The organism is Undibacterium sp. TC9W, assembly GCF_049339865.1.
GTDB lineage: Bacteria > Pseudomonadota > Gammaproteobacteria > Burkholderiales > Burkholderiaceae_D > Undibacterium.
The window spans coordinates 43342-56779 of record NZ_JBMPPJ010000017.1 but is presented as its reverse complement, the minus strand read 5'-3'; the positions used below and the strand labels follow the sequence as shown (position 1 = coordinate 56779).

Annotated in this window: 11 protein-coding genes; 8 read left to right on the top strand and 3 right to left on the bottom strand. The window is 51.1% G+C overall.

All coding sequences use genetic code 11. From position 1 onward, the window contains the following. Positions 1-430: 430 nt before the first annotated feature. On the top strand, positions 431-1573 hold the full coding sequence (locus tag ACO0LN_RS21570; RefSeq protein WP_422977318.1) for a hypothetical protein: 1143 nt from the start codon (positions 431-433) through the stop codon (positions 1571-1573). A 127-nt stretch (positions 1574-1700) separates the two neighbouring features. Here ACO0LN_RS21570 and ACO0LN_RS21565 read toward each other — a convergent pair whose 3' ends face one another. From ACO0LN_RS21565 to ACO0LN_RS21555, 3 genes are all read right to left on the bottom strand, one after another. Then, positions 1701-3002 carry an HAD family hydrolase gene (locus ACO0LN_RS21565; RefSeq protein WP_422977316.1) on the bottom strand — a complete coding sequence of 434 codons (1302 nt, stop codon included), beginning with the start codon at positions 3000-3002 and terminating at the stop codon, positions 1701-1703. Between the two features lie 202 nt (positions 3003-3204). Beyond that, positions 3205-4104: a metallophosphoesterase gene (locus tag ACO0LN_RS21560; RefSeq protein ID WP_422977314.1), complete on the bottom strand. Its 900-nt coding sequence runs from the start codon at positions 4102-4104 to the stop codon at positions 3205-3207. Positions 4105-4115: 11 nt separating this feature from the next. Continuing rightward, entirely contained in the window at positions 4116-4607 is a 492-nt protein-coding gene (locus ACO0LN_RS21555; RefSeq protein ID WP_422977312.1) for a YqaA family protein, read from the bottom strand. 92 nt (positions 4608-4699) lie between these two features. On the opposite strand from ACO0LN_RS21555, the gene ilvA reads away from it, so the two are divergent. From ilvA to rapZ, 7 genes are all read left to right on the top strand, one after another. Then, positions 4700-6289, top strand: a complete 1590-nt coding sequence (gene ilvA, locus ACO0LN_RS21550; protein ID WP_422977434.1) for a threonine ammonia-lyase, biosynthetic — start codon at positions 4700-4702, stop codon at positions 6287-6289. A 76-nt stretch (positions 6290-6365) separates the two neighbouring features. Beyond that, a complete protein-coding gene (gene queF, locus ACO0LN_RS21545; RefSeq protein ID WP_422977310.1) occupies positions 6366-7211 on the top strand; it encodes an NADPH-dependent 7-cyano-7-deazaguanine reductase QueF in 846 nt (281 codons plus the stop codon). A 65-nt stretch (positions 7212-7276) separates the two neighbouring features. Further along, positions 7277-7870, top strand: a complete 594-nt coding sequence (locus ACO0LN_RS21540) for a hypothetical protein (protein ID WP_422977308.1) — start codon at positions 7277-7279, stop codon at positions 7868-7870. Positions 7871-8046: 176 nt separating this feature from the next. Next, entirely contained in the window at positions 8047-10725 is a 2679-nt protein-coding gene (locus ACO0LN_RS21535) for an EAL domain-containing protein (RefSeq protein WP_422977306.1), read from the top strand. 102 nt (positions 10726-10827) lie between these two features. Further along, positions 10828-11301: a PTS sugar transporter subunit IIA gene (locus ACO0LN_RS21530; protein ID WP_422977304.1), complete on the top strand. Its 474-nt coding sequence runs from the start codon at positions 10828-10830 to the stop codon at positions 11299-11301. A gap of 139 nt (positions 11302-11440) precedes the next feature. Beyond that, positions 11441-12382 (top strand): HPr(Ser) kinase/phosphatase, encoded by a 942-nt coding sequence (gene hprK, locus ACO0LN_RS21525; RefSeq protein ID WP_422954109.1) that lies wholly within the window; start codon positions 11441-11443, stop codon positions 12380-12382. 136 nt (positions 12383-12518) lie between these two features. Further along, positions 12519-13382 (top strand): RNase adapter RapZ, encoded by an 864-nt coding sequence (gene rapZ, locus ACO0LN_RS21520; protein ID WP_422977302.1) that lies wholly within the window; start codon positions 12519-12521, stop codon positions 13380-13382. Positions 13383-13438 lie beyond the last annotated feature (56 nt).

Genomic DNA, 13438 nt, shown 5'->3' with positions numbered 1-13438 from the left:
GCGCCAACAGCCTTGAAGTTTATACGGTAATGAATGGTGATTGTGGCAATTTTCCGAATGGAATTTGGCAAAAACTCACAGAAATGCCAAAAAAGTGGATAAATTGCAAAATCATCACAATTAGCGCTGCACAAAAATCAGTCGGGCAAATTTGATTTACATCGTTTGTCGTATTTTACACCTGACTGAAGAGCAGGCAGTGGTCGTTTGACACAAAATAGAGAAGATGAAACTTAAGCCAGCACTTCCAATCCTTTAAGATCATTCAAATCATCAGCGCAATTTGCCAAGCTTGGCGAAAACTCCCGAGTAACAGACAAATCCCAGATTTTTGCATATGAAATATTTTGTTACAATGCTGCCGTTATTTGCGATTGAAATAATAAATCGTCAATATTCTTAAGCGCAAAAATCACTGATCACGAATAATATGAAACTAACACACGCAACAAGCCTTTCCCTGGCGCTACTTTTATCTGCCTGTGGTGGTGGAAGTGGTGGTAATAGTCCTGCAAACAATACCGCCGTTGTTAACAATGGGACTGGAACTGGTACCGGAAATAATACAGGTACTAACACGGGTACTAATACGGGTACTAATACGGGTACTAATACGGGTACGGTAACGGCCTATGGCTGCACAAACAAGTTTGGAACAACCTGGACAGAAATTGATGCAGCAAAGAACGTACCCTATTTCAGTATTGTTGTGTATGGCAATGGTTTATTTTTAGGCATGGGTTACGGAGATACCCTGGCAAGCACAGATGGTGAAAATTGGAGCAAGGTAAGCAATTCCTCCACCAACAGTCCGAATATAGCCTATGGTGGTGGGAAGTTTGTCAAGGTTGGCAATGCAGGACTCAATTACACCAATTTGATGGCCTCCATCACCAGCGATGGCGTGAAATGGGAAGATGTATTGATCTCAGACGGCAACAAAAAGTCTGCGCAGGCCGTACCAGTTATTCAACCTGTAGATATTACTTACGGTAATGGCAGGTTCGTTGTACTTGGCGTCAACGGCAATATCATCTGGAGTGCAGATGGCAGGAACTGGAATTTAGCAACCAGTCTGGCCAACACCAAAGTAATAGGATCAGTATGGGTCGCCTTTGCCAATGGCAAATTCTTTACTTACGGCATTGAAAGTAAAAATCAGCTCAGTGTCAGCAGCGACGGCAATACCTGGCAAACACAAGGAATCACCAGTGAAGAAGGGTTTCCTACCGATACCATCACTGGAATGCAATATGTCAACGGCAAGTATGTAGCGATAGACGCCAAAGGTGTGATTGCTTACAGCACTGATAGCATTAGCTGGAAAATTGGATACAGGGGCCGAGGTAGTACTCCTGTGCATGGCAACCAGATGTTCGCAGGTGGCGGGCAAGTGATGACCGTCGATTATGCAAGCGCTTTTGTAGCCGATGACCACGCTGTCGTCTACAGTTGCGATGGTGTGCACTGGGACAAAACCGCAGCACCGCATGCCAACGTCAATTACATGATTGCCATTGGAGACAATGTAGCGGTGCGCTCTTCAGGCAAGATGGCATTTTCCAAGCGCTAATCAGAACAGACTGAAAGAAAATAAGAGACTGACTGAAATTACTCTGGATTTCCGCAATTAGGAAAATTGCTTGCTATCAAGGATATCTGCGGAAAGCTGTACGCAACCTTCCGCAGTTTCAATACAATCAACCCAGCAAAGCAGGCGCAGTCTTGCCGTATTTCAGTGTCGTTTCAACAGGTAACCAGTTGCCTGTTGATTCCTGGCGGCCTTGCAGCAAGAAGCGTGGGTGGGCTTCTTTGGCGGCGTCGGCAGCGGCTTTGGACAACTCTCCGATCTTGCCTTTTTTGAGGCGGTTTACGACCAGGCCGATTTCTGTTTCTGTGAAATCGCGCAGCATGTCGTAGTCACCATCGCTGTCGCCAGCAACAAATACCGGGCCGTAGCCTTTTTTGGCAACCAGTTCGCGCTTGATGACGACGGTTTTGCCCGGACCCCAGTTCAAAGGCCAGTCTTTGCGGTAGGCGTTTTTATACACGTCGCCGTTTTGCTCCAGACGGAGGCCCAGAACATTTTCACGTTTGACGTGGTAGCCATATTTAGGATTGGTGGCGAATACGGCAACCACGTCTTCCAAAGAAGCGGTGCTGACATAGACATCGAAACCATTCTCGCGGAAAGTGTTCATCAGTGTCGCCACTTCTGTACACAGGCGTATGCCGTGGAAGTGCGCTGTGGTGACGACGCCGGCCACGCCAGGCAGAGAGGCCGGGCTGGTGTATTTGGTTTTGGTCAGGCTCATGCCGAGGTTGGCATCATTCGACGCTTCTGCCAGAGCGCTGACTTCGCCTACTGTCATATTGGCGAAGAAGTAGATGACCCATGGGTAACCGACGTTCACGCCATGGGTGTCATTGACGGCTTCATACAGGAAATAAAGCTTGGCGCGGAAATCCTGGAATTGGGCAGTTTCAACGATTTCTTCGAGGCTGCGGCTGCCCGCCATGCCTTTGTAGTTAGCATGCAAGTAGGCATAATCGCTGTCGAGGTCAGTACATACACTTTCGAGGTCCAGAATCTTGCCAGCAGCATTTTTGTAGTCAGCCGTGAAATTACCAGCCGGTACGTTTTGACGGATGGTTGCAGAGAATTCTTGCGGGCTCAGCTTGAATGCGAGGTGATTGATCTGGTACATCAGCAGCGCTTCTTCGCAGTCATTCATGATGCTGGTGTTGTCCCAGTCGAACACGGCGTAAGGTTTGCGCTTGGCAGAATAGGTCTTGCTGGTATTGCCATGCTTGGCGATCAAGGCCGCAACCAGGTCACGGTTGCGCGGTGACCATTTGGCGGCATCGAGAAATACTGCCGGTGCTGCTGCAGCTGGTTTCGCCAGTGCAGGGGCAGCAAGGCTTACGCCAGCCGCAGTGGCAACCAGACCTTGCAAAAAGCCACGGCGTGGCTGTTGATGGGGTTGTTTAGTATCTTGCATTTGATTTCCTCAATGAGCGCATGACATGCCACATGCCGGGCATGTATCTTTATTAAAAACTTGTTTAAGCGTACAGAACTTGCATAGTGTGATCGTGCGAATACTGCTTTTTTTGACTACTTTCCGGCAAGCATTATAGTCAAACATTGTGACATCCCGACAAAAGGCACAAAATTTTTAAGCGAATTTGTCTATACATTAACTACCAGGCTGGCTGACCTGATCTGGCTTGGCTGCGATTCTGTTCTAATACATCCAGCAAAGAATACAAATGACATAAATGCACTTCGGAAGGTGCAAACAGACGTACCGGTAAATCGCTCATGCCTATGCCCTGGCTGGTCAGCAATTGCCGCCCGTCTGGCAAGGCAATCAAGCCCCTGGCATAACGGCGCTCACCTGAGCCGGGCGGCAAGACCAGCGGCTTGCCACCGGGCGTGGCAATTTGCCCGCCATGGGTATGGCCGCAAAAAGCAAGTTGGAAATCATGTCCAGCGACAAGCTTGAGACCCAGCGGCGAATGCATGAGCAACAAGCGTACCTCGCTTGCCCCGGCAAAAGTCTGGTCTGCGTCAGGCATGCCGACGCCGGGTTCATCCAGGCCGCAAATCGAAATTGCATCAAAGGGAGCGGGCAAGCGGGTGTTTTGATTGACCAGGAGCTGGACACCCGCCGCCTTGAGGCAATTACTGATATGCACATCATCCAGCCACAAATCATGATTACCCATGACGGCAAACTTGGGAGTAGCAGGATTGAGTAAACCCAGTGGCCTGCGCAGATGCCGCATGTGTCTGGCATGCAGCGAGACGAAGTCGCCACCAAACAGGATGACATCCGGTGCAAAATCAGCAATGGCGGCAAATGCCTGTTCCAGCAAACGAACATCCGTCAACGGGCCTGCATGCAAGTCTGAAATGAAAGCCAGCTTGCATTGAAAGCCTTCAGGCAGGGGCAGGTAAAAATCACGCCTGTCGATGTACAAACCACCTTGCAGCTTCAGCGCATAGGCAATGCGTGCGGCCCAGTTTTCTTGATAGAAAGCGGCTTCCAGCCCTTCTCCAGCACGCCGCCACCAGCCATAGTATTTGCCTCTGCCCATATTTGATCAGATCAGAATATGAAGGTGGCGATTTTGGACCAGACCCCTTCTGGCACTTTCAATAACAGCCAGGTGATGACGATGTAACGCAGGCACTTGCCCACGGCCATATAAAACACACTGGGCCAGAAAGGCATGCGCAGCCAGCCTGCCAGAGTACAGATAGGGTCACCGATGCCGGGCAACCAGGCCAGCAGCATGGTCTTGGGGCCAAAATGCTGTAGCCAACGGTACCAGTAGCTTTCACGCTCACGGTCAAAGGCTTGCTTGGCGGCATAACCCATACCGTAATCAACCACCCCACCGAGGGTATTGCCTATGGTGGCGACGATGATCACTTGCCAGAAAATTGCCGGGTTGGCCTTGATGACGGCAAATACGGCAGGTTCTGAGCCTAATGGCAACAAAGTGGCTGAAATAAAACTGATGAGAAATACCGAACTCAAACCGACTTCAGGTACGGCCAGGACACTTAATAACCAATGGACTGCGGCTTCTATCATCGTGGTTTGATATGGCTGTAAAAAGCATACATTATAATGGCGCCTGCAATTTCAAATCAGTATGCAGTGACTTAGGGCTAAATTAGCTCTAGATCACCAGTAAATCACGACTAGATCAGCCATTTTTAACTAACAATAAGACATCCATGAGCACCGATTATCTGAAGAAGATCCTGACAGCGCGCGTCTATGACGTCGCATTTGAAACCCCGCTGGAATACGCTACCAGCCTGTCGGCTCGCATGGATAACCGAATTTATTTCAAACGCGAAGACATGCAAAGCGTGTTCAGCTTCAAGCTGCGCGGTGCTTATAACAAAATTGCTCATCTCACACCAGCGCAACTCAAGCGCGGCGTCATCTGTGCCTCTGCTGGCAACCATGCCCAGGGTGTGGCTTTGAGTGCGAGTAAAAAAGGCTGTAAGGCAGTCATCGTCATGCCAACCACCACGCCACCGGTCAAGATAGATGCTGTACGTACTCATGGTGGTGACCTGGTTGAAATCGTGCTGTTTGGTGATTCTTATACCGATGCATACGGCCATGCGCTGGAACTGGAAAAGAAACGCAAGCTGACCTTTGTCCACCCCTTTGATGACCCTGACGTTATCGCAGGCCAGGGTACTGTGGGGATGGAAATTTTGCGCCAGCATGCCGAGCCTATCCATGCAATCTTCGTCGCGATTGGCGGCGGTGGCCTGATCTCTGGCGTCGCTGCTTACGTCAAGGCAGTGCGCCCTGACATCAAGATCATCGGTGTGCAAACGACAGATTCTGACGCCATGGCACGCAGCCTAAAAGCCGGCAAGCGCGTGACTTTGAATGATGTGGGTCTGTTCTCTGACGGCACCGCCGTCAAACTGGTGGGTGAAGAAACCTTCCGTCTGGCCAAGTTGTATGTCGATGAAGTAATTACCGTTGATACTGATGCTGTCTGTGCTGCCATCAAGGACGTGTTCCAGGACACCCGCAGCATTTTGGAACCTGCCGGCGCATTGGCAGTAGCCGGTTGCAAGGCGTATATAGAACGCGCCAAGGCCGATAAAAAACCGCTGAAGAATGAAACCCTGGTGACCATCGCCTGCGGTGCCAACATGAATTTTGACCGCCTGCGCTTTGTCGCTGAGCGTGCCGAAGTCGGTGAAGCGCGTGAAGCGGTGTTTGCCGTGACCATACCAGAAGAGCGCGGCAGCTTCCGCCGTTTCTGTGAACTGGTCGGTGCACGCAATGTCACAGAATTCAATTACCGCATCAGCGATGAAAAAGCTGCGCATATTTTTGTGGGCATACAAACCCACGACAAGCTGGAATCTGGCAAAATTGCCAAGAATTTTGAAAAACACGGCTTCCCTACCCTGGATTTGACACATGACGAGCTGGCGAAACTGCATATCCGCCATCTGGTGGGTGGCAAGAGCAGCCTGGCCAAGGATGAATTGCTGTACCGCTTTGAATTCCCTGAACGCCCGGGCGCTTTGGGTCGTTTCCTGAACAGCATGGCACCGAACTGGAATATCAGTTTGTTCCATTATCGTAACCATGGCGCAGATTACGGCAGAACTTTAGTTGGTTTACAGGTTCCAAAGAAAGAAATGAAGGCTTTCCGAGAATTTTTGGCGACCCTGGGTTACCGCTATTGGGATGAAAGCAAGAATCCCGTTTATCAATTATTTTTGGGCTGATACAGCCCAGAGCCTTAAGTAATACTGACCTTAAGTAACACGGACCTTAAGTAATACACTAAGCAATACAGACAATATGACAGATTCCGCACCAAATACGCCTGAACATTCTTTACTGGGCAAGCCCGCGACTTACAAGTCAGAATATGACGCCAGCCTGCTATTCCCTATTTCCCGCAGCGGAAAAAGGGAAGAAATAGGCTTGGGCAACAGCCTGCCTTTCTTTGGTGTGGATATCTGGAATGCCTATGAAATATCCTGGCTGAACATGCGCGGCAAACCGCAGGTAGCGATTGCTGCGATTACGGTACCGGCAGATTCACCGAACATCATAGAATCAAAGTCTTTCAAGCTTTATCTGAATTCTTTCAACCAGACCCGCCTGGCGGGTACAGATGCGCTGGTCAGCCTGTTGCAGGCAGATTTGTCTGCAGGTTTTGGAGCGGCAGTACAGGTAAAACTGAGCACGCCAGACCAGTTCGACAAGTTAGCCATGCACGAACTGCAAGGCCAGTTGCTCGACAGGCTAGATATTGAAGTCGATAGCTATACCCCCAACCCATCGCTGCTGACTGCGAATGTTGATGAGTCTCCAGTAGAAGAAACTCTGATCTCTCATTTGCTGAAGTCCAACTGCCTGGTCACTGGCCAGCCAGACTGGGGCAGCGTGCAAATCCATTACGTCGGTCCACAAATCAACCAGGAAAGCCTGTTGAAGTATTTGATAGGATTTCGCGACCATAATGAATTCCACGAGCAATGTGTGGAACGCATTTTTGTCGATATCATGCGCCACTGCAAGCCGCAGAAGTTGTCAGTCTATGCAAGGTATACCCGTCGCGGCGGGCTGGACATCAACCCATGGCGCAGCAATTTCAGTACGGGCCAGGGCCCGGACAATCGCCGGAATGCACGCCAGTAAGCGCAGCAATATGCGTGGCTGCATCCCTCTTACACTCATTTTTGTATCCATTTGTAAGCAATATTATGTTGAAATTCAAATATTTCCCCTTGCGCGCTGTCTTGTGCGCCTCCGCTTTTTTGCTGTGCACAGCATCCCAGGCGCAAACAGCTAGCGCCCCAGTCCAGGAAGATATGGGCTGGTGGGATAGTGCCAAAGCCAAAGCCAATAAAATCCTGGATGAAGGCGACTTTTCCCTGATGCTGGCTGGTCATACCCACCATGGCCGCAATACTTATACCAGGGAAAGAATTGCAGAGCTGAATGAAAATACCTGGGGTCTGGGTTTCAGCAAAGCCATACGCACCAAGGAAGATAATGAAGAATCCCTGTATGCCATGATGATCTCGGATTCGCATTTCAAACCCCAGCCCATGGCTGGCTATGCCTACCAGTGGATGAAACCGCTGGGTGACAAGGTCGAAGTTGGTGGCGGACTGACTGGCGTGCTGATCAGCCGTACCGATTACTTTGGCGGCTTTCCCTTCCCTGCTATATTGCCCGTGGCCTCGATAGGCACACGCAATACCAAGCTGATGGCGACCTATGTGCCACGTTTTTCCAAGAACAAGGGCAATGGCGACGTGCTGTTCATGTTTGTCCGGATAGACTTGAAATAAGCGCTTGAAATAAGCGCTTGAAATAAAGTCCGGACAGGTAAGTACAATTTTGCAAGTGGCGCTTTTTATCTGACGCAGGCTAATGTGTTTTTAATATGCTAGCTAATTACCATCATTGTCCTTAGAACTTGCTTGATGTAAAGTATCCAGACTTATTCGTTTTATAGATTGTCGTCGTGATAATTCCGGTCCCGTTTTCAAGTACTAGTACACGCGAGCCTGTCGCCAGTCAAGACTGGCATCTGGCCTTGCTGGAACATAACCCGGATGCGATGTATGTGCTCATCGACGACAACCTCGTGTATGCCAATCCGGCAGGTGCAGAACTCATGCATGCCGGTGACCCGCAGCAGTTGATAGGCCTGAAGCCAGAAGCTTTTTTGCATGGGCGGCATCATGAAGGTGCCAAGACCATACTGCAAAAACTACGGCAGGATGGGGCACAAAGCAAACACACCTGCCAGTGCATACGGCTTGATGGTCAATTGCTTGATATAGAAGTCCGCGCTACCCAATTCAATTTCAATGAACAAACCGCCATCTTGCTGACGGCGCGAGAAATCACTCCCCGCAGCACTTCACGTTCCAGCGCTACCGTCACCGCCCTGCCCCTCATCGATCAAGTCCGTTATAAATCCAGCCGCGTCCATGAAGCCCTGCATCACGAGAAAGAAATTCTCGAGATGATCGCGCTCGACAAACCGCTGACTGATATTCTGGAAGACGTCTGCGACCGCATGGAACGCTTGCTCGACAATGGTGCCTTGTGCGCCATCACGCTGTATGACGCCAGTAGCCAGCAATTGAGTTTTGGTGCCGGCCCTTCGCTGCCAGATGGTTTTTGCGCCTTGCTCGGTAATCTGCCGGTCGATACCAGTTCGGGCTCAGCCTCTGCTGCGATTTATTACCAGCGCACTACGATAGTCCAGGATATTGCAGTCAGCCCGCTGTGGAAAAATTTGCGTGAACCGGCGCTGCGCTACGGCTTGCGTTCATGCTGGTCCTTGCCTATCACGACTGCCTTTAACACCCTGCTCGGTACGGTCGATGTGTATCACCAGATGGTGCACAGCCCGAATGAAGATGAGCAGGCCATGATGATGGATGCATGTGACCTCATCGGCCTGGCCATCGATAAAAAGAACATGGAACAAAGCCTGGAGGAAAGCGAAGAACGCTATCGCTCCGTGGTCACCAATCTCAGTGAAGGTATTATGGTGATAGGCCCTGACGGCCAGATCCTGACCTGCAACCCCAGCGCCCAGCGCATTTTGAAGATAGAAGATATCGCCACCGTAGGCAGGCGTCATCGGTACTTCAAGAACATACTCGGTGACGAGGGACAATCAATACGCATGGGCGATGATCCGGCCTCAGTGGTGTTCCGTACCAGGACACCGATACTGAATTTGTCGATGGGCGTGGAGTTGCGCGATGGCTCCATCGTCTGGTTGCTGGTGAATGTGCTGCCTATCAACAAGAAAAGCAGTGCCAGTGTGTCTGCCGTCTTGATTTCATTCACCGACACCACAGAAGTGCGCGAGACGCAAAGGCAATTACATTTCATGGCTTCTTACGATGCCCTGACTGGCTTGCCGAACCGCCATCAACTGAACCAGCGTCTGGTCAAGGCACTGGCCGGTGCCAAACGCACCCAGCACCGCCTGGCCTTGCTCTTTCTTGATCTCGACAGGTTCAAGAACGTCAATGACACCGCTGGCCATGCGGCGGGCGATACACTCTTGCGTGATGTATCGTCGCGCCTGAGTTCGTGCATACGTACGACCGATATGCTGGCCCGCCTTGGTGGGGATGAATTCGTCATCGTTGCTGAAGCCTTTGAAGATGCCATGCAACTCAAGGACCTTGCGGAGCGTGTACTGGCCCGCATGCGCGATCCTTTCGTCATTGAGGGCAATGAATATCATCTGGGTACCTCTATCGGCATCAGCGTTTATCCACATGATGGTGAAGACGGTCCTACGCTGCTGCGCTGCGCTGATTCGGCGATGTACCATGCCAAGGAACTGGGCCGCAACAACTACCAGTTCTTCACCACAGAACTCAATGTACGCGCCCAGCACCGCTATGCGCTGGAAACCAATCTGCGCCGCGCGCTGACTGACAATGAATTCCTGGTGTATTACCAGCCCAAGATCAGTCTCAGTACCTCACAGATCGTTGGTGCAGAAGCACTGATACGCTGGCAAATGCCAGACGTGGGCCTGGTACCACCGAATGAATTCATCCCTATATCAGAAGAAATCGGCCTCATCCTGCCACTGGGCCGCTGGATCTTGCGCCAGGCCTGCCTGCAAACCCAGCTATGGCGTGAGCAATATTCGCCGGACATGGTCATCAGCGTGAATATCTCGCCCAAGCAATTCCAGGACCCTGGCCTGCCTAAATATATAGAGCAAATCCTGCAAGAAATCGGTTTGCCACCATCTGCACTGCAGCTGGAGATTACTGAAGGCTTGCTGATGGGTGACATAGACTTGCTGCTGCCGGTCTTTGATGCGATCAAAAAACTCGGTGTCAGCATTTCTCTGGATGATTTTGGGACAGGCTTCTCTTCACTATCTTATTTGCAACGTTTCCCTATTGACAACCTCAAGATAGACCGTTCTTTCATCCGCGATATCCCGGGCAACCCCGATTCTGTTGTACTGACGCACGCCATCATCGCCATGGCCAATGCGCTGGGCATGAGTGTCACAGCCGAAGGGGTGGAAAAAGCCGACCAGATGTTCTTCCTGGCCGACTCCGGTTGTCAGGAGATGCAAGGCTTTTATTTCAGTCAACCCCTGCCTGTTGATAAATTTGAAAAATTACTGAGAGACAACGTTCGTTAAAAGTGTTGTCAAGTTTTGCGCAAATCTGCCAAAAGAAGCCTATAATTTGTCAAAACCTAATTTTGTGCATTGCACCATTTCGCTGTAAAACGATCTTGCACCATGACGAATATTGCAAAAATCCTGCCTCTGAACAACGTACTCCTGGATCTGGAAGTCTCCAGCAAAAAAAGAGCATTTGAACAGGCCGGGCTGTTATTCGAAAATAATTGCAGCATAGCGCGCTCGGTTGTCTCTGATAACCTGTTTGCACGTGAACGCCTGGGCTCCACTGGCCTCGGCCATGGCGTCGCCATTCCGCACGGCCGCATCAAGGGCCTGAAGGCACCGATTGCGGCCCTGGTCAGGCTCAAGGAAGCTATTCCTTTTGAATCGCCAGACAGCCAGCCAGTCAGCCTGCTGATTTTCTTGCTCATGCCTGACAATGTCACGCAACAACATCTGGAAATTCTGTCTGAAGTGGCAGAAATGCTGTCAAACGAAACTTTCCGCGACAGCCTCAATACGGAAGCCAGCGCTGCTGCGATATATGAAAAAATCATGGCCTGGCGCCCGAACCTGCCAAGCACAGCATGACAGATTGTGACAGGGCTGCCCGCAGCGTATTTCGTCTGCGGCAGTCTGACCAAGCTCAAGCTACCTGCGTTTCCTGATACTTCAAGCAAGCAAAATACCCCAGACAACCAAGACATCGTCAGATTCGACCCACATAGCCATGCCATCATTGACAGAACTCACGGTACAAAAAATCTACGACGATAACCGCGACACCATGCAACTGGGCTGGTTTGCGGGTTTTGCTGGTGCCGACAAGCAGATCACAGGCGACGCTGCGTCTTCTGCCGACCAGGTCGGGCATTTGAACCTGATCCACCCTGGCCGCATACAGGTACTGGGGCATCAGGAACTATCGTATTACAACCGCCTGTCAAATGCTTCGCGCAATAACCTCATGCGTGAACTGGTCGCTGGTGCACCACCTGCCCTGATCGTGGCACAGGGTCTGGAGTCACCGCCGGCATTTCTGACGACTTGCGACGACAATAATATCCCGCTGTTTTCTACGCCCTATCCTTCCGCTCAAGTTATTGATTATTTGCGCGTGTATCTGTCGAAAAAACTCGCACAAAAAATTACCATGCATGGCGTCTTCATGGACGTGCTGGGTGTAGGTGTGTTGATCACTGGTGAATCCGGCCTGGGCAAGAGCGAGCTCGGGCTGGAATTGATTTCACGCAGCCACGGCCTGGTGGCCGATGATGCTGTCGAATTTTCGCGCATTGCCCCGAATATGATAGAAGGCCGCTGCCACGAGCTGCTGCAAAACCTGCTGGAAGTACGCGGCCTGGGCCTGCTCGATATCAAGACCATCTTTGGTGAAACCGCAGTGCGCCGCAAGATGCGTCTGAAACTCATCGTGCATCTGGTACGCCGCAGCACCTTAGAAGAAAATTACGAGCGCCTGCCGATAGATTCGCAGACTGAAGAAGTGCTGGGCCTGCCTATCAGAAAAGTCGTGATCCCGGTTGCTGCAGGCCGCAATATCGCGGTACTTCTGGAAGCTGCTGTGCGTAACACCATCCTGCAATTACGTGGTATTAATACGCTGGAAGACTTCATGGAACGGCAGCGCCGCGCCATGGAAAACGGCGACTAAGAGGCTGTTGTAAAATTAACCTGGCGTTGTTGCGCCTCCTTAATGTTATACCCGGTACTAAAGTACTGCCTGCGTCGGCGACGCCTAGCCATCTTAATTTTAAAACAGCCTCTAATTACCTACTACGATATCCGCTATGGAAATCCTGCTTATCTCTGGTATCTCCGGCTCCGGCAAATCGGTAGCCCTGAATGTGGTTGAAGATGCAGGCTACTATTGCGTCGATAACCTGCCGCCCAGTTTGCTGGCTGATCTGGTCAATACGCTCATCAAAGAAGGCGTGCCGTCAGCGGCCATCGCCATCGACAGCCGCAGCGCGAATCAACTCACGCATTTACCAGACTCCATACGCACACTGCGCGCAGAAGGGCACGACGTCAAAGTCCTGTTCCTGACCGCCAGCACAGAATCCCTGGTCGCCCGTTTTTCAGAAACCCGCCGCAGCCACCCGCTGTCACACCGGCTTGGTCTCGACAAAGAGCCCGGCGACAGACTCAGCCTGACTGAATGCATACAAGAAGAACGCGAAATCCTCTCAGGCATACAACTGGTCGCCCACGTCATTGACACCAGCGATCTTAGTGCCAACAAATTGCGCACCTGGGTCAAGGACGTCATCGAAATAGGCCACACCCCGCTGACGCTGATGTTTGAATCCTTCGCCTTCAAGATAGGCGTGCCGCTGGATGCCGACTTTGTCTTCGACGTCCGCATGCTGCCCAACCCCCATTACGACCCCATCATGCGCCCGCTGACAGGCCGCAATGAACCCGTGATCCAGTTCCTCAAAGAACAGCCGATGGTAGATGACATGTTTGCCGACATCGAGCAATTCATCACCAAATGGCTGCCAGCCTTCAAACGCGACAACCGCAGCTACCTGACGGTCGCCATAGGCTGCACCGGTGGTCAGCATCGCTCAGTGTATATGGTGGAAAAACTCGCCGCGCATTTCAAGGCGCAGGAACAGGTGCTGGTCAGGCACAGGCGCTTGAGTTAAGAACAGCTTGGCATTGTGCTGCCCATTAACTCCAATAATTGCTGAAACAAGGATTT